Here is a 19,501-nt window from a genome sequence, read left to right as displayed (position 1 = left end):
TGGCGGATTGTAGGCGGCTCAGCCGGTCCAGGCGTGCGCCTTCAGTGCCTCGAGCGGTGCGTAGCGCAGGGCCGCCTCATGCGTCGCGACCAGGATGACCTGCGGCGCCTGCCCGGCTTCCAGCGCTTCGCGCCAGCGCGCGGCGCACAGGCACCAGCGATCACCGGCCCGCAGACCGGGGAAGTCGTACTCGGGCCGCGGCGTCGACAGGTCGTTGCCGCGGCCGCGAGAGAACGCGAGGAATTCGTCGGTCATGACCGCGCACACGGTGTGCGAGCCGAAATCGTTCTCGTCGGTATTGCAGCAGCCATCGCGGAAAAAGCCGGTGATCGGCTTGAACGAGCAGGGTTCGAGCGGTCCGCCCAGTACGTTGCGGGCGCCGCCGCCACCGTTCCAGCCTCTGTCCATGGCCATGCCGTCCTGTCTGGGTACGAAGAAAAACCGCAGTGCGCGCCGCCGGTCAGGGCAGCGCACACTGCGGAATGATGCCGCAATGAGGCGGAGGTGTCGCGCGGCTCAGCGGCCGCGTGCCAGCTCGCGCAGTCGCGCGATGCGTTCCTCGGTCGCCGGATGGGTGCTGAACAGGCCGCGCAGGCCGCCGCCGGACAGCGGGTTCATGATCATCATCTGGCCGGTTTCCGGATGCGCTTCGGCGGTCGGCATCGGAATGCCGCGGGCGTAGGCGTCGATCTTGGCCAGCGCGCTGGCCAGCGATTCCGGGTCGCCGGAGATCGCTGCGCCTTCGCGGTCGGCACCGAACTCGCGGGTGCGCGAAATCGCCATCTGGATCAGCATGGCCGCGATCGGTGCCAGGATGGCGACGATGATGCCCACCACCGGATTGGTCGGCCGGCCTTCCTCGTCGCGGCTGCCGCCGAAGAACATGCCGAACTGCGCCAGCGCGGAGATCGCGCCGGACACGGTCGCCGAAATGGTCGAGATCAGGATGTCGCGGTTCTTCACGTGCGCCAGTTCGTGCGCCATCACGCCGCGCAGTTCGCGCGCCGACAGCATCTGGATGATGCCGGTGGTCGCGGCCACCGCGGCGTTTTCCGGATTGCGGCCGGTGGCGAAGGCGTTGGGCTGCGCCTCGTCGATGATGTAGACGCGCGGCATCGGCAGCTGCGCGCGCTGCGCCAGCTCGGCCACCATGTTGTACAGATACGGCGACGAGGCGGCGTCGACTTCGCGCGCGTTGTACATGCGCAGCACCATCTTGTCGGAGAACCAGTAGGCCCACAGATTGGTGGCGCCGCCGAACAGCAGTGCGATCAGCATGCCCTGCTGACCGCCGATGGCTGCACCGACCACGCCGAACAGCGCGACGATGCCCGCCATCAGTATCGAGGTCTTGAGCCAGTTGCCGAACATTCGAATACCTTTCAGTAAGAGAGGATGCGCACTATAGATCGTGCGCGAAGCAAGAAATTCAAGCGATGGCGCCGTTGAAAACTGCGCTTACAAGGAAACCCGGGCGACGCGGCTGCGGCGACGGGTCACCCCTCGGCGCGCTGGCCGACCACCAGCGGATGGCCGTGCAGGAAATCGGCCGCCGGCAGCCGTTTGCCGCCCGGCTTCTGCAGTTCGGTCACGCGCAGCGCGCCTTCCCCGCAGGCGATCACGACGCCGTCGTCGCCGACCGCGAGGATGCGCCCGGGCTCGCCGCTCGCCGGCTCGACGCGAGCCCGCCACAGCTTGATCGGCGTGCCGTCCACCGTCATCAGCGCGCCCGGGAAGGGATTGAAGGCGCGGATCGCGCGGGCGAGTTCGACCGCCGGGCGGCGGAAGTCCAGCGCCGCCTCGGCCTTGCCGATCTTGGCCGCGTAGCAGGCGCCGTCGGCCGGCTGCGGCACCGCCCTGATGCGGCCAGCCAGCAGCGCGGGCAGGGTGTCGATCAGCAGTTGCGCGCCGGTGACGGCCAGCCTGTCGTGCAGTGTTGCAGTGGTGTCGTCGGCGGCGATGTCGACTGTGCGTTCGGCCAGCATCGGACCGGTGTCCAGACCTTCGTCCATCTGCATCAGCGTGATGCCGGTGCGGGCGTCGCCCGCCTCGATCGCGCGGTGGATGGGCGCCGCACCCCGCCAGCGCGGCAGCAGCGAGGCGTGGATGTTGATGCAGCCGAGACGAGGGATGTCGAGCACGGCGCGCGGCAGCAGCAGGCCGTAGGCGACCACCACCAGCAGGTCGGGCGCGGCCTCGACCAGCGGCGCGCGCAGTTCCGGCGTCTTCAGGGTATCCGGCTGAGCGACCGTCAGGCCGTGCGCCAGCGCGCGCTGCTTGACCGGGCTGGGCATGAGTTTCATGCCGCGGCCGGCCGGGCGGTCCGGCTGGGTCAGCACCAGCGGAATGTCGCAGTCGAAGGTGGCGAGCGCGTCGAGCGCGCGGGCGGCGAACTCGGGGGTGCCGGCAAACGCGATGCGCGGCCGGCGGGCGGGGGCGGGCGGCATCAGGCGCTCTCGCGCGCCTGCTTCGCGAGCTTGGTCTTGATGCGGGTCTGCTTCAGCTGCGACAGGTGGTCGACGAACACCTTGCCCTGCAGGTGATCCATTTCGTGCTGGATGCACACCGCCAGCAGGCCATGCGCATCGATCTCGGTTTCGCTGCCGTCCAGCGTCAGCGTGCGCACCTTCACGTGTTCGGCGCGGGTGACCTTGTCGTAGATGCCGGGTACCGACAGGCAGCCCTCTTCATAGACCTGCTCGCCGTCGCGTTCGACGATGCGCGGGTTGATCAGCGTGATCAGGCCCGACTTGTCCTCGCTGATGTCGATCACGATCACCTGTTTGTGTACATCCACCTGGGTGGCGGCCAGTCCGATGCCCGGTGCGGCGTACATGGTTTCGGCCATGTCGGCGGCCAGCCGGCGGAGGCTGTCATCCACCGCGGCAACCGGCGCCGCCTTCTTGCGCAGGCGGGGGTCAGGAAACTTCAGAATCGGAAGCAGGGCCATAAAAGTCGTGCTGATTTAATGGATTAGCGGGGTATTTTCATGCAGACTGTCATTAGATGACGCTGCTTGCTACACTTCGGCATGCGCTTGGCGTTTCGGCGGCCGGTGTGCGTCTGCATACCGGCGGCCCTTCAGTTCAGGCGGGGCCAGTACGTAAGATCAGGTTCGTAACGACCATATTGAAAGGCAAACCCGAGGCAGGTTCCGGAGGCGCGCGAATCCGCGGTTTTCCGGCCTGTCCGTGCGAGGCCACACCATGCGCAAGATTATATGCTCCCTGCTGGTCGCCCTTTCAAGCGCGACCGCCTTCGCCCAGTCGGCAGCGCCGGCCCTGGCCCATGACGCGCCCGATCGCCACGTCGTCCGGCCGGGGGACACGCTGTGGGGTATCGCCGGCCTGTTCCTGAAGGAACCGTGGCGCTGGCCCGAGGTGTGGCGTCTGAACAAGGACCAGATCCGCAATCCCCACCTGATCTACCCGGGTCAGATCGTCTATCTGGAGGATTTCGGCGGCTCGCCGCGACTGCGCGTCGCCCAGCCGGTGAAGCTGAGCCCGAAAACCTACGAAGAGCCGCTCAAGGAACCGATTGCGTCGATTCCGCACAAGGCGATCGAACCCTTCCTGGCCAAGCCCATCGTGGTTGAAGCGAGCTTCAACGACACCGCGCCGCGCATCGTCGGCACCGAAGAGGGCCGTGTCTACCTGAGCAGCGGCGACACCGCCTACGTGAGCGGCGTGACCGACAAGACACCGAACTGGCACGCCTACCGTCCGGCGGCGCCGATCCGCGATCCCGAAACCAAGCAGGTGATCGGCTACGAGGCGGAATACCTCGGCGAGCTGAAGCTGGTGCGCGAGGGCGAACCCGCCACCTTCCAGGTCGTGGCGTCGCAGTTCGAGATCGGCAAGGGCGACCGGCTGGTGCCGGCGCGTCCGCCCGAGCTGGTGGCCTATGCGCCGCGTGCGCCGGAGAAGGACATCCAGGGCAGCGTTGCGCGCATCGTCGGCGGCGTCGCCTCGTCCGGCCGTCACAACGTGGTGCTGCTGAACCGCGGCGCCAACGACGGGGTCGAGATCGGTCACGTGTTCGCCGCCTATCTGGCCGGCGCCAAGGTCGATATCCGCGAAGAACAGAAGATCGACACCTATCAGCTGCCGGACGAACGTTCCGGTCTGGTGTTCGTGTTCCGCGTGTACGACACCATTTCCTACGCGCTGGTGATGGACGCCAAGCGTCCGATCACGGTCGGCGACCGCTTCCGCAAGCCCTGATCCTGCCTCGCGCCAGGGCGTGCCGCTAGACAGTCCGGAATCCGCAGCCGCCTGGCTGCGGCTCACGCTGACCCGCGGCGTCGGGCTGGAATCGCAGCGCCGGCTGCTGTCCGCCTTCGGCCCGCCCGAACGCATCTTTGCCGCCGCCGGCACCGCGGTGCGTGCCGCTGTCGGCGACCGGGTGGCGCGCGCGCTGGCCGCTTTCGACGCGGACGATCAGGTCGCACGCACGCTGGACTGGGCTGCCCAGCCCGGCAACCATCTGGTCACGCTGGCCGATCCCACCTACCCGCAGGCACTGCTCGAGATCGCCGATCCGCCCACGCTGCTCTACGTGAAGGGCCGGGTCGAACTGCTGAACGCGCGTGCCCTCGCCATCGTTGGCGCCCGCAATGCCACCGCTCAGGGGGCGTCGAACGCCGAACAGTTCGCCCGTGAGCTGTCGCGCGGCGGGCTCACCATCGTCAGCGGTCTGGCGCTGGGCTGCGATGCGGCGGCCCATGCCGGCGCGCTGGAGGGGGCCGGCAGCACGATTGCGGTGATCGGCACCGGCGCCGACCGCATCTATCCGTCGCGCAATCAGGAACTGGCCCGCCGCATCGCAGAACAGGGCGCGGTGGTGACCGAATTTCCGCTCGGCACGCCGGCGCTGCGCGACAACTTTCCGCGCCGCAATCGCATCATTTCCGGGTTGGCGCGCGGCGTGCTGGTGGTCGAGGCGGCCGCGCGCAGCGGTACGCTGATCACCGCGCGACTGGCCGGCGAACAGGGGCGCGAGGTGTTCGCCATTCCCGGCTCCATCCACTCGCCGCTGTCCAAGGGCTGCCATCAGCTGATCCGGCAGGGCGCAAAGCTGGTCGATGACGCGCGCGACATCCTGTCCGAACTGCAGCCGGCATCGTCCGCGCCGGCGGCGTCGTCCGCCGCGGAACCGGCCGGCGACGCACAGCGTGCCGTGCTCGACGCGATGGGTTTCGACCCGGTCGGTATCGATTTGCTGTCGCAACATACCGGCTTGACGGCGGACACCCTCTCCGCCATGCTGCTCTCACTGGAACTCGAAGACCGGGTGGCGACGCTGCCCGACGGACGTTTCCAGCGATTGAAGTAGCACGGCGAAGCGCCCAGCGCGTCGCCGGGTGACAAACCCGCCGGTGGGCTTCCCCGCCGACCGGCTCGCGCGGAGCCGAATCATGATCGACGTTCTGGTCTATCTTTTCGAAACTTACGCGCATCTGGACAGTTATCCCGAGCCCAACCAGCTTGCACGCAAGCTGTCGGCCGCCGGCTTCGAGCAGGACGAAATCGAGGAAGCCATGGGCTGGCTGTCCGGCCTTGAAAGTGCCGGCGGCGCGGACAAGCCGCGCATCGAGGCAGAAAGCCGCTCCATCCGCCTGTATTCGTCGGAAGAGATGTCACGTCTCGACACCGAATGCCGTGGCTTTCTCGCCTTTCTCGAAGAAGCGGGCGCCATCAATGCGCTCACCCGCGAAATCGTGGTCGAGCGGGCACTCGCGCTCGAAGACGAGGATGTGTCGCTGTCCCAGCTCAAGGTGATCGTGCTGATGGTGCTGTGGAACCAGCAGGTCACCACCGACACGCTGGTACTGGAAGAACTGCTGTCCGACGACGACGAACCGCGCGCGCCGCACTGAGGCCGGACGCCGCTGCGCCGGCGGCACAGGCCGTGCCGCCGGGTGATGCACGTCATGCAATAAATATGGCGTCGTTGCGACGTGTCTTGCCTGTTCCGATTTTTTGTCCCTATCATGCGCCGCTTTCACGCCGCTTGAACCGGCGCGCATCCTGCGCGCACAAGCCGGCGGCAGGTATCGGGCAGGCATGGGCAAGAAACTGATCATCGCGGAAAAGCCGTCGGTCGCGCAGGACATTGCGCGCGCCATGGGCGGTTTCACGCGCGAGGGCGACTACTTCGAGAGCGAGGACTATGTGCTGTCCTCGGCGGTCGGCCACCTGCTCGAACTGGCGGTGCCGGAGGAATACGAGGTCAAGCGCGGCAAGTGGTCGTTCGCGCACCTGCCGGTCATTCCGCCCCGCTTCACGCTGAACCCGATCGACAAGACCGCCGAGCGGCTGCGCCTGCTCACCCGGCTGATCAAGCGCAAGGACGTCGACGGTCTGGTGAACGCCTGTGACGCGGGGCGCGAGGGCGAGCTCATCTTCAATTACATCGTCGAGCACAGCAAGACGAACAAGCCGATCGAACGGCTGTGGCTGCAGTCGATGACGGCCACCGCCATCCGCGACGGCTTTGCCGGCCTGCGTTCGGCGCAGGAAGTCGAAGGTCTGCGTCAGGCGGCGATGTCGCGCGCCGAGAGCGACTGGCTGATCGGCATCAACGGCACGCGGGCGATGACCGCGTTCAATTCCAAGACCGGCGGTTTCCATCTGACCACGGTCGGCCGCGTGCAGACGCCGACGCTGGCCATCGTGGTGCGGCGCGAAGAGGAAATCCGCCGCTTCAAGTCGCGCGACTACTGGGAAATCGAAGGCCGCTTCGGCGTTGCCGCCGGCGAATACGCCGGCCGCTGGTTCGACGAGAAGTTCAAGAAGCCCGAGGGCGACGAGCACGCCCGCGCCGAACGGCTGTGGGACGAAGCGAGGGCCAGGGCCATCCAGGCCAAGTGCGCCGGCAAGACCGGCACGGTCGAGGAAGAAGCCAAGCCCTCGACCCAGCTGTCACCGCTGCTGTACGACCTCACCTCGCTGCAGCGTGAAGCCAACGGCCGCTTCGGCTTCTCCGCCCGGGTGACGCTGCAGATCGCGCAGGCGCTGTACGAAAAGCACAAGGTATTGACCTACCCGCGTACCGACGCGCGCGCGCTGCCGGAGGACTACCTGCCCACCGTGAACGACGTGCTGGCCCGTCTGCCGCACACCTACGCGCCGCACGCCAACGAAATCGTCAAGCAGGGCTGGGTGCGCCCGAACAAGCGCATCTTCAACAACGCCAAGATTTCCGATCACTTCGCCATCATCCCGACCGGCACCGAGCCGAAGTCGCTGTCCGAGGCCGAGGCGAAGATCTACGACATGGTCACCCGCCGCTTCCTGGCGGTGTTCTTCCCGGCCGCCGAATACCGCATCACGACGCGCATCACGCGGGTCGAGGGCGAAGCGTTCAAGACCGAAGGCAAGGTGCTGGTGAATCCGGGCTGGCTGGCGGTCTATGGCAAGGAAGCGCAGCTGGAAGAGGACGGCAAGGGCGGTGAAACCGCCGCCGCCAGTCTGGTGCCGGTCAAGCCGGGCGAAAGTGCCCGCGTCAATGACATGATCGTCAAGGCGCTGCAGACCAAGCCGCCCGCACGCTACTCGGAAGCGACGCTGCTGACCGCCATGGAAGGCGCCGGCAAGACCATCGATGACGAGGAACTGCGGGCCGCGATGGCCGGCCGCGGCCTCGGCACGCCGGCCACCCGTGCGCAGATCATCGAGAACCTGATCCTCGAGAACTACATGCTGCGCGAGGGCCGTGAGCTGATCCCGACGGCCAAGGGCTTCCAGCTGATGATCGCGCTGCGCGGCCTGAAGATCGATGAACTGAGCTCACCGGAACTGACCGGCGAGTGGGAATACAAGCTGTCGCAGATCGAGCGCGGCGAACTGTCGCGTGACGCCTTCATGCGCGAAATCGCCGACATGACGCAGCACATCGTGCACCAGGCGAAGAGCTACGAGAGCGACACCATCCCGGGCGACTTCGCGACGCTGCACGAGAAGTGCCCGCGCTGCGGCGGCGTGGTGAAGGAGAACTACAAGAAGTTCCAGTGCCAGAGCTGCGACTTCTCGCTGTGGAAGATCGTCGCCAGCCGCCAGTTCGAAACGCACGAGATCGACACGCTGCTGCGCGACCGTCAGGTCGGCCCGCTGACCGGCTTCCGCAACAAGATGGGCCGGCCGTTCAATGCGGTGATCAAGCTGAACGATTCGCTGGAGCCGGAATTCGATTTCGGCCAGCCGCGCGAGGACGAGAACGCGGAGCCGGTCGATTTCTCGCAGCAGACGCCGCTCGGCCCCTGCCCGAAGTGCGCCGCCAGCGTGTTCGAACAGCCGATGTCCTATATCTGCGAAAAGTCGGTCGGCCCGGAAAAGAGCTGCGACTTCCGCTCGGGCAAGATCATCCTGCAGCAGCCGATCGAGCCGGAACAGATGCAGAAGCTGCTGACCGCCGGTCGCACCGACCTGCTGAAGGGCTTCGTGTCCTCGCGCACCAAGCGCAAGTTCTCGGCCTTCCTGGTGCGTCAGGCGGATGGCAAGGTCGGCTTCGAATTCGAGCCGCGCGCGGTCAAGCCGAAGGCGGGTGCCAAGACCAAGGCTGCAGCCGCCGATGCGGCGCCCGAGGCCGAGGCCGAAGCGCCGGTGAAGAAGGCCGCAGTGAAGAAAACCACCGCGGCGGCCAAGAAGCCGGCCACCAAGACCACGACGCGCAAGAAGTCCGCCTGACCCGAGGTCGGGCCGGGTACGCCCGCGTTCCGACGCGGCGCGCCAGGTGGGAGGCGGCCGCCGATGCCGCATGCGCCTCCAGTCGTCGGCGTGGCATCGCGCCAGGTCGCGCGATCCCGGGACGAGAACGGGAAATCCGTCTTCAACCGTCAGCGCGGGTGGCGACCGGTGCCTCAGTAACGTCGGCGCTGCGGCGCCGGCGCGCCTGTCTTACGCTGCCGTGCTGTCCAGCCACACCTCCAGCCCCTGGGCATTCAGTTCGATGTCCAGTCCCCACACCGCCATCGCCTGATCGCGGCTGAGCGCGCTGCCGTGCGCGCGCAGTTCGTCGAGCAGCAGCTTTTCCAGACCGTCCAGCAGCGCCTGCTTGCGGCCCTCGCCTGCGCCGGCGCAGGCCTTCGCGATCGCCACATGGGCCGCGATGCGCGCCAGCAGCGCGCGGCCGAGCGCGGGTACGCCGGTCACCTTGCCGTAGTGGGTCAGGTACATTGCCTGCGGATCGCGCGCCAGCATGCGTTCCACCGACGCCTGCATCGCCGCCGGTTCGAACTGCACCGGTGAACTGGTCGGGAAGATGAAGGCGCGGCCATCGACCGTGCATTCGGGGTAGGCCAGGCCGAAGGTGTCGCCGGTGAACCAGCCCTGCGAGCGGGCGTCCCAGATGCAGTGGTGGTGGCGGGCGTGGCCCGGGGTGTCGATGAATTCCAGCGGCCGGCCGTTGAAGTCGAGCACGAAGCCGTCATGCGTTTCGATCACCCGAGCGGCGTCCACCGGCAGGATGTCGCCGTACATGTCGGCCATCGCCTGTTCGCCGTAGACCGCGGTGGCGCCGGCGATCAGTTTCGACGGGTCGATCATGTGGCGCGCGCCGCGCGGATGCACCACCAGCTGCGCGTTCGGGAAGGCGCGCATCATGGCGCCGGCGCCGCTCGCGTGGTCCAGATGCACGTGGGTCAGGATGATGTAACGCAGCGCCTCGGGCGCGATGCCTTTCTGCGCCAGCGCGGCCCGGACGTTGGGCAGCGAGTGGCCGGTGCCGCAATCGACCAGCGCCGCCTGGTCACCGGCGCGGACGAGATGGATGGACGCCATGCCGTGGCGGATCAGGTCGGCGTCGATGGCCGAAATGTCGTGGTCGTAATCGATCATGCAGCGGACTCCGGTGAACGCAGCCGACAGTATGAATCACTGCCGGCAACGCTTCACGAGCCGCGGCCGGCGCGCGCCTGTTCCTCTTCCATCAGTTCCAGAAAGCGCGCGTCGAATTCCTTGCGCAGCTGGCGCCTGACCTGGGCCGCGGTGTGGCGGCGCTGTTCGTCCGGCGAATGCGGAACCAGTGGCGGCACCGGGTGCGGCCGCCGGTCCTCGTCCATCGCCACCATGGTGAGGTAGCAGGTGTTGGTGTGACGGGTCGTGTGCTCGCGGATGTTCTCGGTCACCACCTTGACGCCCACTTCCATCGAACTGGTGCCGGTGAAATTGACCGAGGCGAAGAAGGTGACCAGTTCGCCGACGTGAATCGGGCAGCGGAAGATGACCTGGTCCACCGACAGCGTGACCACATAGGACTGCGCGTAGCGCGCGGCGCAGGCGTAGGCGACCTGGTCGAGCAGCTTGAGCAGTGCGCCGCCATGCACATTGCCGGAAAAGTTGGCCATGTCGGGCGTCATCAGCACCGTCATGGTGAGCTGGTGTTTGGGCAGTTCGTTCATCGTGTTCAGAGCGGGGATGTCGATCGGTGCCCGCAACCCGGTGCCATCACTCGCGCCGTTCGATGCGCCAGCCCGGTTGGTCGTAGTCGCGGACGTTGCTGTACGGCCGCATCTGATAGACGCGTGTGCCGTTTGCATCCTCTTCGATGCGTACGCCCGGTTTCGAGTAGTCCCGGATCTGGGTGCCGCGCACGGTCGGGTAGATGTCCGTGGTGCGGCTGCGCGCGTTCGGCCGGATCAGCTCGCGCGGGTGCTGCCCGATCATGCCGCCCGGACTGGCGCCGCTCATGCCCTGTCCATAGCCTTCCGGGCCGAGCGGCGTGACCGGCACATGGCCGCTGCCGCCGGCGGCGGACAGCAGCGGTGAAACGGTCAGCAGGGTAGCTGCGAGCAGGCTATGGATGTTCATGGCGACCTCCCGGTCCGGTGGCACGACTGGATGATTCAAGTGTAGTGCCAAAGGCGGTGCCGGCCCTGCGCAGCCCGACACGGCCGCGATCGCCGGCACGGAGTGTGGATTGCGCGCCACAGCCTGCGCCGGCCCCGTGATGGATGCGCCGGCTTGTGGAATGATGCGCCCATGAATCCCGACGACCGCAATCCTTTCGAATCCGCCCCGGACGCCGCGCGCCCGGCGCCCGACGGCGACTCCGCCTTCCGGCCGGTTGCCGGCGAACCCGACTCCCGTACCGTGGACGCCGGCCAGGGGCTGGAATGGCTGCGCCAGGGCTGGCAGGCCTTTATCGCCGCGCCCGGCGTGTGGGTGGTGATCACGCTGCTGTGGGTGACCGCGGTGGTGGTGCTGAACCTGGTGCCGCTGTTCGGCATGATTGCCGCCACGCTGCTCGCCATGGTGACGGTCGGCGGCCTCATGACCGGCTGCCGGGCGCTGTCGCGCGGCGAGCCCTTCGGTGTGCATCACCTGTGGGCCGGTTTCGGCGACCGCATCAATCCGCTGCTGCTGCTGGGCGGCCTCTATCTGCTGGCGTCGCTGGCCATCGGCATGCTGGTGGTGCTGCTGTCCGCCATCGGTGCCGGTCTGGCCGGCCTGGCGGCGGTGGCCGGTCTGGCCATGCTGATGGCGGCGATTCCGGCCATGTTCATCGTCGCCATCATGCTGATGGCGCCGGTGCTGATGGCGGTCTGGTTCGCGCCGGCGCTGGTGGTGTTCCACGACATGAAGGCACTGGAGGCGATGAAGCTGAGCTTCTTCGCCAGCCTGCGCAATGCGCCGGCCTTCGTCGTGTTTGCGCTGCTTTACGTGGTGCTGGTGGTGCTGGCGTCCATTCCGGCCATGCTGGGCTGGCTGGTGCTGCTGCCGGTCACCTTCGGCGCGATGTACGCCAGCTACCGCGACGTGTTCAACCAGGCCTGATCAGCGCCCGGCTCACGCTTCTTCCGCGGCGCCCTTCACCACCTTGAAGCGCGCCAGCGTGGCTTCGCGCGCTGCCGCGTGGTCCACGATGGGCGCCGGGTAATCGCTGCCGATCACGCAGCCGGCCATCTTCTGTTCCAGCGGCGTGGCCAGCCAGGGCGCGTGGATGCGCTTCTTGTCGAATTTCGCCAGTTCCGGGCAGTAGCGGCGGATGAACTGGCCGTCGGCGTCGAACTTTTCCGACTGCGTGACCGGATTGAAGATGCGGAACCAGGGCTGGGCGTCGCAGCCGGTCGAGGCGGCCCATTGCCAGCCGCCGTTGTTGGCCGCCAGATCGAAGTCGTTCAGCTGGCGCGCGAACCAGTGTTCGCCGCGCCGCCAGTGGATGCCGAGGTCCTTGGTCAGGAAAGAGGCGCTCACCATGCGCAGTCGGTTGTGCATGTAGCCGGTCTGCGCCAGCTGGCGCTGCGCCGCGTCCACCAGCGGATAGCCGGTGCGGCCCTCGCACCAGGCGCGGAACTTCTCGTCGTCGTCCACCCAGTGCACCGCGTCGTACTCGGGCCGGAAGCTGCCGGTCAGCACATGCGGGTTGTGCCACAGGATCTGGAAGTAGAAATCGCGCCAGATCAGCTCCGACAGCCAGGTTTCGGCGCCGGCGCCGCCGCGCGCGTGCGCTTCGCGCGCCAGCCGGCGTATCGATACCGTGCCGAAACGCAGATGCACCGACAGATAGCTCGGTCCCTTGGCCGCCGGGAAGTCGCGCAGCACCTTGTAGCGGTCGATGCGGTCGCAGAAGCCGTCGAACAGCGTGTCGGCGCCGCTCATGCCGGTGGGCAGCTTCAGCGTCGGCAGATTGGTGGGCGCGAAACCCATGTCGGCCAGCGACGGGATCGTGCCGGCGGGCGGCGCGGCCAGCGCGCCGGCGTAGGTGCGCACCGGATAGGCCTTCAGATGGAAGGGCGTGAGCTTTTTCAGCCAGGCGTTCTTGTACGGCGTGAACACCGAGAACGGCTTGCCGCCCTGGGTGAGCACCTCGTCGCACTCGAAAATGACCTGATCCTTGAAGGTGTCGAAGCCGATGCCGTCCTGCGCTAGCGCGTCGTGCACCGCACGGTCACGGGCCAGCGCGCCCGGCTCGTAGTCCCGGTTGGCCAGCACCGCGGCCACGCCCAGTTGGCGCGCCAGCCGCGGGATGAGGCCGCGGGCGCGACCATGGCGCACGATGAGACCGCCGCCCAGCGCGCGCAGCGCAGCGTCCAGCTCGCTCACCGAGGCGTGGATGAATTCGACCCGGCGATCGGCGCTCAGCCCTTCGGCCAGCAGTTCGTTCAGGATGTCGGTGTCGAACACGAACACGCACCACACCGGCCCGCCGGCGCGCAGCGCGTGGTAGAGGGCGGCGTGGTCATCGATGCGCAGGTCGCGGCGGAACCAGACCAGTCGGGGGGCGGCGTTGTCAGCCATGCGGGCAGTCCGTGAAAAGGAGAATTCAGGGGGGGAACGGGTGGCGCTTCGAGTGCGCGCCGCCGCTTCAGTTTCGTGCCGGTTCGCGGCCGGCGCCCAACACGGATAAAATCATCCCATGTCCGCACACGCCATGACGCCCACGGTCAATCTGACCGGCCATTTCCTGATCGCCATGCCCGCCATGGCCGACAAGAATTTCGCGCGCACGCTCACTCTGGTGTGCGAGCACAACGATCAGGGGGCGCTCGGCGTCATCGTGAACCGGCCGATCGACATGTCGCTGGACGACCTGTTCGAGCGCATCGACATGACCCTCGAGTCCTCGCGCTTCCAGGGCCAGCCGGTGTATTTCGGCGGTCCGGTGCAGACCGACCGCGGTTTCGTGCTGCACCGCCCGGTCGGCAGCTTCCAGTCCAGCATCGACATCGGCAACGGCCTTGCGCTGACCTCGTCGCGCGACGTGCTGCAGTCGCTGGGCGGCGAGAACGAGCCGGAAGAAGTGCTGGTCACGCTCGGTTACGCCGGCTGGCAGGCCGGCCAGATCGAGTGGGAACTGGCGCAGAACGCCTGGCTCACGGTGCGCGCCGACCCGCAGATCATTTTCGGCCTGCCGCCGGAAGAGCGCCTGATTGCCGCCATGCAGCTGCTCGGCGTCGATTACGCGTCGCTGTCCGAAGTGGCCGGACATGCCTGATCCGGCCGCGCTGCCCGCGCGCGGCACCGTGCTCGCATTCGATTTCGGCGAAAAGCGCATCGGCGTCGCAGTCGGCGAATGCGAACTGCGCACCGCCTCCGCCCTCACCACGCTGGATGCCGAAACCAACGACGCCCGCTGGTCCGGCATCGGCCGCCTGCTCGACGAATGGAAGCCGGCGCTGCTGGTGGTCGGCCTGCCGCTGTCGCCGGACGGCGAACCGCACGACATGACCGCACGCGCTCAGCGCTTCGCGCGCCAGCTCGAAGGCCGTTACCGGCTGCCGGTGGCGCTGCAGGACGAACGCTTCACTTCGGCCGAAGCCGACGCGCAGCTGCGCGACGGTGGCCAGAAGGACTGGCGCGAACGCAAGAAACAGCTGGACGCACACGCGGCCCAGCTCATCCTGAAGGACTATTTCGATGTCACTGCCTGACGCAGAACTTCTGCTGGCGGATCTGGCGGCGCAGATGCGGCCGCACATGACGCCGGACACCGCGCTGGTCGGCCTGCACTCCGGCGGGGTGTGGGTCGCGCAGCGCCTGCACGCGCTGCTGGGTCTGGCGCAGCCGCCGGGCGCGCTAGACGTGAGCTTCTACCGCGACGACTACGCACAGCGCGGGCTGTCGCGCGACGCGCGCCGTTCCAGCCTGCCCTTCGATATCGAAGGCCGGCCGCTGGTGCTGGTCGACGACGTGCTGCATACCGGCCGCACGGTGCGTGCCGCGCTGAACGAACTGTTCGACTACGGTCGGCCGGCGCGGGTCGAACTGGCGGTGCTGGTCGATCGCGGCGGTCGTCAGCTGCCGGTGGCCGCGACGTACTGCGCCACCCGCTACGCGCCGCCGGCCGGCAGCCGCGTGAAGCTGGTGCAGGACGATGGCCGTCTCGCGCTGCGCCTGGTACAGGATCAGGAGTGAACATGGCCCGCAATCCGCAACTGAACAAGCACGGCGAGCTGCAGCACCTGCTCACCACCGAAGGCCTGCCGCGTGACGTGATCACCCGCATCCTCGACACCGCCGAGCCCTTCGCCGACGTGGCCGAGCGCGAAGTGAAGAAGGTGCCGCTGCTGCGCGGCAAGAGCGTGTTCAACCTGTTCTTCGAGAACAGCACGCGCACCCGCACCACCTTCGAGATCGCCGCCAAGCGGCTGTCGGCGGACGTGATCAACCTGAACATCGCGACCAGTTCGACCAACAAGGGCGAAACCCTGCTCGACACGGTAGATAACCTGGCGGCCATGCAGGCCGACATGTTCGTCGTGCGCCACGCCTCCAGCGGCGCGCCCTACCTGATCGCCCAGCACCTGGAAGCGACCGGGCGCGACCACATTCATGTGGTCAATGCCGGCGACGGGCGCCACGCGCACCCGACCCAGGGCCTGCTCGACATGTACACCATCCGCCACTACAAGCGCGACTTCACGCAGCTGTCGGTGGCGGTGGTCGGCGACATCCTGCATTCGCGGGTGGCGCGCAGCCAGATCCACGCGCTGTCCACGCTGGGCGTACCCGACCTGCGTGCGGTCGCGCCGAAAACCCTGCTGCCGCAGGACATCGAACGCCTCGGCTGCCGCGTCTTCCACGACATGCGCGAAGGTCTGCGCGGCGTAGACGTGGTGATGATGCTGCGATTGCAGAACGAGCGCATGCAGGGCTCGCTGCTGCCCAGCGCACAGGAGTATTTCAAGTTCTTCGGCCTGACCGAAGAGAAGCTCGCACTGGCCAAGCCCGATGCCATCGTGCTGCACCCGGGACCGATGAACCGCGGGGTCGAGATCGATTCCGCGGTGGCTGATGGCCGGCAGGCGGTCATCCTGCCGCAGGTCACCTTCGGCATCGCGGTGCGCATGGCGGTGATGGCCATGCTGGGCGGAGGAAACGCATGAAGATCCACATCAAGGGCGGCCGGCTGATCGATCCGGCGCAGGACATCGACGCGCAGACCGACGTGTTCATCGCGGCCGGCAAGGTGGTGGCGCTGGGCGCGGCGCCGGATGGCTTCCATGCCAACCGGGTGATCGACGCTGCCGGGCACATCGTGGTGCCCGGCCTGATCGACCTGTGCGCGCGGCTGCGCGAGCCGGGTCTGGAATACCGCGCGACGCTGGAGTCGGAAATGGCGGCGGCGGTCGCCGGCGGCGTCACCAGCCTGGCCTGCCCGCCGGACACCGATCCGGTGCTGGACGAACCGGGTCTGGTCGAAATGCTGAAGCACCGGGCGCGCATGCTCAATCTCGCGCACGTGTATCCGCATGGCGCGCTGACCGTCGGTCTGAAGGGCGAGCGGCTGACCGAAATGGGCGAACTGACTGATGCTGGCTGCATCGCCTTCTCGCAGGCCAACGAACCGGTGGACGACACCCAGGTGCTGTTCCGCGCCATGCAGTACGCGGCCACCTTCGGCTATACCGTGTGGCTGCAGCCGACCGACCTGCATCTGGCCGCCGGCGGCGTGGCGCACGAGGGCGAGATCGCTGCGCGGCTGGGTCTGACCGGCATTCCTGTGCTGGCCGAAACGCTGGCCATCGGCCGCATGCTGCAGCTTGCGCGCGCCACCGGCTGCCGCCTGCACCTGGCCCGCATTTCCAGCCGCGCCGGCCTGATGCTGATCGACCAGGCGCGCCTGGACGGCATGCAGGTGAGCTGTGATGTGGCCATCCACGCGCTGCACCTGTGCGACGTCGACATCGGCTATTTCGACCCGCAGTGCCGCACCGTGCCGCCGCTGCGCGCGCAGTTCGACCGCGAGGCGCTGCGCGCCGCGCTGGCCGACGGCCGCATCGACGCGCTGTGTTCCGACCACACGCCGGTCGATGACGACGCCAAGCAGGTGCCGTTCGCCGAAGCCGAACCGGGCACCACCGGTCTCGAACTGCTGCTGCCGCTGACGCTGGCCTGGGCGCGCGAAATGCATCTGCCGCTCAAGCTCGCGCTGGCGCGCATCACGTCGGACGCGGCGCGCGTGCTCGGCCTGAACGCCGGTCATCTGAAGGTGGGCGGCGCGGCCGACGTGTGCATCTTCGACGCCGACGCGCCGGTGCGCATCAGCCGGGAAACGCTGCGTAGCCAGGGCAAGAACACGCCTTACCTCGGCCGCGAACTGCTGGGCCGGGTCAGCGCGACGCTGGTGTCGGGCCAGGTGGTGTACGAGGCGCCGGCGCGCCACTGAGCGCCTCCGGACCGAGGTCCAGCCGGACCTCGAATTCCGTCGCTTCCAGCGCCTCACCCTGAGCGTCGGTCAGGGTGAGCCGGTAGCGGCCGGGGCGCGGGCTCCACAGCGCGCGACCTTCGACCGCCGGCAGCTTTTCGTCGCCGATCTGCCACAGCAGTCCGGGCAGCGGCGGGCGCGCTTCGAACAGCAGCGCCTGCCGGCCGCCGGGCAGGCCGGCGCTCACCAGCTTCACGCCCGACGTCGGCTGCACGATGCGTGGCCGGCCATACAGGTCGCGCAGCACCGCGTCGGCGAACGCCTGCTGCGTGCCCGGCAGGAAATACTCTTCGCGGTCGGTTTCGATCTCCGGTTCGAAGCGCAGATGCTGCGGCTCCAGTCCGGGCGCCGGCGGCGGCGCTTCGCCCGGCGCCGGATCGAGCGCGGCGACCACGCCGTTCCACAGCCCGGCCACCGGGTGTGCGGCGCGCAGCGCGATGGTGTGACGACGGGTCCAGCCCACCGACCAGAAGGTGCTGCGGTCTGCGCTGCGGCCGTGCATGACCGCGTGCCACGGGCGACCGTCCGGCGCGGTGCGCGAGGACAGCAGATCGCCGGTCAGCCAGGCCACCGGCGGCGCCCACAGCCGCTTGCCGCTGCGGTCGGCACCGCGCCACTGCGCGGCTTCGACCGCCCAGGGCGTCCATACGCCGTCATTGGCCAGGGTGCGGAAGGCATTGGCCATGTCCGGCAGGCTGGCGCGCGTGCCGCTGCCCGCCGAGGCGTCCAGCCCGTGCGCGCGCAGCAGCGCGATCAGCGTGTCGTCGCCGACCAGCGCCCGCACTCGCAGCGCGGGAATGTCCGCCGCCTGGGCCAGTGCGGTGCGGGTGCTGAGCGCGGCGCCACTGCCCTGTACGCCGGGCGGCACCGGCAGCGCGACATGCACCAGGCTGTCGTCGAACACCGATGCAGCGCTGATCCAGCGCTGGTCGAGCGCCAGTCCGTACAGGAAGGGCTGGGTCACGCTGCCGGCCGGCAGCTTGCGCGCGGCGACGTCGACCTCGTCCGGGCCGCCGGCCCATACCAGCACCTCGCCGCTCGCGTTGTCCATCACCACGACGGACACGTCGCTGCGCTCGCGGCCCAGCGCGTCCAGCGCGCGCCGCTGCAGTCGCGCGTCCAGCGTGGTGGCGCGCTGTTCTCCGGTTTCGCGCAGCAGCCGGCGGGCCAGCGCGGGTGCTTCGTTCCAGCGCGGGTCGAGCCGGTAGCGGCGGGCGAGCACCTGATCGGCCAGCGCCTTCAGTTCGCTGCAGGCCGGCGCCGGCTTGAGCTTGAGCGCGACCGCGCAGGCGCGCTGGCCGACCCGGTCGGCGCCGGCATTCGGGCCGCGCAGCAGCGCAGCCAGCAGCAGCGCCTCGCGCAGGTCGACCGCATCCGGGTCCTTGCCGAACAGGCCGCGGCTGGCGGCCGAAATGCCGCGCAGTTCGCCGCGGAAGGGCGCGAGGTTGAAATAGGCTTCGAGGATTTCCGCCTTGTTCCAGCGGCGTTCGATTTCGCGCGCGGCGGCCGCCTGGTCCCATTTCTGGCCGACCGAGCGGCGGCTGCCCTGCAGCCGCAGCGCCGGATCGATCAGGCCGGCCAGCTGCATGGTGAGCGTAGAGGCGCCGCGCGGACGACGGCCTTCCAGCGTGCGCCAGATGTTGTCCCAGGTGGCGCCGGCGAGCGCGGTCCAGTCTACGCCCGAATGTTCGAGAAAGCGCTTGTCCTCGGCCACCAGCAGCGCGCGGATCAGCGGCGGCGACAGCGCGCGGGCGGACACCCAGTCCAGCCGCCGTTCGGTGAAATCCACGCGGATTTCGGCCAGCGGCTGGCCGTTGCGGTCGAGCAGGCGGGCTTCGGAAGAGCGCCAGCCGTCGCGCACGGTGGCGAAATCGGGCGCGAGCGCACGCGCCGCGGGCGCCGCCAGCGCCAGCAGCGCGCAGGCGGCGGCAGCACAGGTCCGCCGCAGAAAGAGGTTCATCGTGCGGTGGGCGGCCGCGGTGTCAGTTCAGCATGCACTGAGCGTGCATTTGTCGCCCGAAGCCTGGCGCTCGACGGTCACCCGCGCGAGCTGCGGCAGCTGCGGCGCCAGTTCGCGCCACAGGTAATGACAGAGGTTCTCCAGCGTGGCGGGGCCGATGCCCTCGACCTCGTCCAGGAAGCGGTGGTCCAGCTTCGCCCTGACCTCGGCCAGCGCGGCGCGGAACACCGCCAGATCCATCAGCATGCCGCTGGCCGGGTCCGGCTCGCCGCGCAGGCTCACTTCGGCGTGATAGGTGTGCCCGTGAATGCGCAGGCTGGATTCGGTTTCCACCTTGCGGCGCAGGGTGTGGGCGGCTTCGAAGAAGAAGCGCTGGCTCAGTTCAACAACCAT

Annotated in this window: 20 protein-coding genes; 10 read left to right on the top strand and 10 right to left on the bottom strand. The window is 68.4% G+C overall.

Annotated features, from left to right (window positions below; genetic code table 11):
• Window positions 1-18 precede the first annotated feature (18 nt).
• The 4 genes from METUNV1_RS14935 to def all read right to left on the bottom strand — a co-directional run bounded on the left by METUNV1_RS14935 (window position 19) and on the right by def (window position 2,950).
• Window positions 19-408: a DUF2237 family protein gene (locus METUNV1_RS14935; protein WP_193374318.1), complete on the bottom strand. Its 390-nt coding sequence runs from the start codon at window positions 406-408 to the stop codon at window positions 19-21.
• Between the two features lie 108 nt (window positions 409-516).
• Window positions 517-1,371 (bottom strand): zinc metalloprotease HtpX, encoded by an 855-nt coding sequence (gene htpX, locus METUNV1_RS14930; protein ID WP_008063210.1) that lies wholly within the window; start codon window positions 1,369-1,371, stop codon window positions 517-519.
• A gap of 125 nt (window positions 1,372-1,496) precedes the next feature.
• A complete protein-coding gene (gene fmt / locus METUNV1_RS14925) occupies window positions 1,497-2,447 on the bottom strand; it encodes a methionyl-tRNA formyltransferase (protein WP_008063208.1) in 951 nt (316 codons plus the stop codon).
• Entirely contained in the window at window positions 2,447-2,950 is a 504-nt protein-coding gene (gene def / locus METUNV1_RS14920) for a peptide deformylase (protein WP_008063206.1), read from the bottom strand. The genes fmt and def overlap by 1 nt, the downstream gene beginning before the upstream one ends.
• Before the next feature lie 256 nt (window positions 2,951-3,206).
• On the opposite strand from def, the gene METUNV1_RS14915 reads away from it, so the two are divergent.
• From METUNV1_RS14915 to METUNV1_RS14900, 4 genes are all read left to right on the top strand, one after another.
• Window positions 3,207-4,223 carry a LysM peptidoglycan-binding domain-containing protein gene (locus METUNV1_RS14915; RefSeq protein ID WP_008063205.1) on the top strand — a complete coding sequence of 339 codons (1,017 nt, stop codon included), beginning with the start codon at window positions 3,207-3,209 and terminating at the stop codon, window positions 4,221-4,223.
• A gap of 19 nt (window positions 4,224-4,242) precedes the next feature.
• Window positions 4,243-5,334 (top strand): DNA-processing protein DprA, encoded by a 1,092-nt coding sequence (gene dprA, locus METUNV1_RS14910; RefSeq protein WP_008063204.1) that lies wholly within the window; start codon window positions 4,243-4,245, stop codon window positions 5,332-5,334.
• A gap of 82 nt (window positions 5,335-5,416) precedes the next feature.
• Window positions 5,417-5,878, top strand: a complete 462-nt coding sequence (locus METUNV1_RS14905; RefSeq protein ID WP_008063203.1) for a Smg family protein — start codon at window positions 5,417-5,419, stop codon at window positions 5,876-5,878.
• Between the two features lie 187 nt (window positions 5,879-6,065).
• Window positions 6,066-8,687, top strand: coding sequence for a DNA topoisomerase III (locus METUNV1_RS14900; protein ID WP_008063202.1), 2,622 nt, complete (start codon window positions 6,066-6,068; stop codon window positions 8,685-8,687).
• A 210-nt stretch (window positions 8,688-8,897) separates the two neighbouring features.
• Here METUNV1_RS14900 and METUNV1_RS14895 read toward each other — a convergent pair whose 3' ends face one another.
• The 3 genes from METUNV1_RS14895 to METUNV1_RS14885 are packed head-to-tail and all read right to left on the bottom strand — an operon-like array spanning window position 8,898 to window position 10,808.
• Complete coding sequence (locus METUNV1_RS14895) at window positions 8,898-9,836, bottom strand: MBL fold metallo-hydrolase (RefSeq protein WP_008063200.1); 939 nt, start codon at window positions 9,834-9,836, stop codon at window positions 8,898-8,900.
• A gap of 53 nt (window positions 9,837-9,889) precedes the next feature.
• A complete protein-coding gene (locus METUNV1_RS14890; RefSeq protein ID WP_008063198.1) occupies window positions 9,890-10,399 on the bottom strand; it encodes an acyl-CoA thioesterase in 510 nt (169 codons plus the stop codon).
• 46 nt (window positions 10,400-10,445) lie between these two features.
• Window positions 10,446-10,808: a hypothetical protein gene (locus METUNV1_RS14885; RefSeq protein ID WP_008063197.1), complete on the bottom strand. Its 363-nt coding sequence runs from the start codon at window positions 10,806-10,808 to the stop codon at window positions 10,446-10,448.
• A gap of 171 nt (window positions 10,809-10,979) precedes the next feature.
• Here METUNV1_RS14885 and METUNV1_RS14880 point away from each other — a divergent pair, with 171 nt between their 5' ends.
• Window positions 10,980-11,774: a BPSS1780 family membrane protein gene (locus METUNV1_RS14880; protein ID WP_008063195.1), complete on the top strand. Its 795-nt coding sequence runs from the start codon at window positions 10,980-10,982 to the stop codon at window positions 11,772-11,774.
• Between the two features lie 12 nt (window positions 11,775-11,786).
• On the opposite strand, the gene METUNV1_RS14875 is transcribed toward METUNV1_RS14880, so the two are convergent.
• Entirely contained in the window at window positions 11,787-13,238 is a 1,452-nt protein-coding gene (locus METUNV1_RS14875; protein ID WP_008063193.1) for a cryptochrome/photolyase family protein, read from the bottom strand.
• 118 nt (window positions 13,239-13,356) lie between these two features.
• Between METUNV1_RS14875 and METUNV1_RS14870 the strand changes: the two genes are divergently transcribed.
• Genes METUNV1_RS14870 through METUNV1_RS14850 form a run of 5 tightly spaced genes read left to right on the top strand, consistent with a single transcriptional unit; the run spans window position 13,357 to window position 17,109 of the window.
• Window positions 13,357-13,935, top strand: coding sequence for a YqgE/AlgH family protein (locus METUNV1_RS14870; RefSeq protein ID WP_008063191.1), 579 nt, complete (start codon window positions 13,357-13,359; stop codon window positions 13,933-13,935).
• A complete protein-coding gene (gene ruvX, locus METUNV1_RS14865; protein ID WP_008063189.1) occupies window positions 13,928-14,371 on the top strand; it encodes a Holliday junction resolvase RuvX in 444 nt (147 codons plus the stop codon). Before METUNV1_RS14870 ends, ruvX begins: the two co-directional genes overlap by 8 nt.
• Window positions 14,358-14,855 (top strand): bifunctional pyr operon transcriptional regulator/uracil phosphoribosyltransferase PyrR, encoded by a 498-nt coding sequence (gene pyrR, locus METUNV1_RS14860; RefSeq protein WP_008063187.1) that lies wholly within the window; start codon window positions 14,358-14,360, stop codon window positions 14,853-14,855. The genes ruvX and pyrR overlap by 14 nt, the downstream gene beginning before the upstream one ends.
• A gap of 2 nt (window positions 14,856-14,857) precedes the next feature.
• Window positions 14,858-15,826 (top strand): aspartate carbamoyltransferase catalytic subunit, encoded by a 969-nt coding sequence (locus METUNV1_RS14855; RefSeq protein WP_008063184.1) that lies wholly within the window; start codon window positions 14,858-14,860, stop codon window positions 15,824-15,826.
• Window positions 15,823-17,109: a dihydroorotase gene (locus METUNV1_RS14850; protein ID WP_008063183.1), complete on the top strand. Its 1,287-nt coding sequence runs from the start codon at window positions 15,823-15,825 to the stop codon at window positions 17,107-17,109. Before METUNV1_RS14855 ends, METUNV1_RS14850 begins: the two co-directional genes overlap by 4 nt.
• Here METUNV1_RS14850 and METUNV1_RS14845 read toward each other — a convergent pair.
• Together METUNV1_RS14845 and METUNV1_RS14840 are read right to left on the bottom strand one after the other, a co-directional pair.
• Window positions 17,054-19,108, bottom strand: a complete 2,055-nt coding sequence (locus METUNV1_RS14845; protein WP_008063182.1) for a transglycosylase domain-containing protein — start codon at window positions 19,106-19,108, stop codon at window positions 17,054-17,056. The two genes, METUNV1_RS14850 and METUNV1_RS14845, sit on opposite strands and share 56 nt — an antisense overlap.
• 27 nt (window positions 19,109-19,135) lie before the next feature.
• Complete coding sequence (locus METUNV1_RS14840; protein WP_008063181.1) at window positions 19,136-19,501, bottom strand: 6-pyruvoyl trahydropterin synthase family protein; 366 nt, start codon at window positions 19,499-19,501, stop codon at window positions 19,136-19,138.

The organism is Methyloversatilis universalis FAM5, from assembly GCF_000214035.2.
In the GTDB taxonomy this organism is placed as follows: domain Bacteria; phylum Pseudomonadota; class Gammaproteobacteria; order Burkholderiales; family Rhodocyclaceae; genus Methyloversatilis; species Methyloversatilis universalis.
Note: the sequence above shows the minus strand (reverse complement) of the source record. Positions and strands in the feature narration are given on the sequence as shown.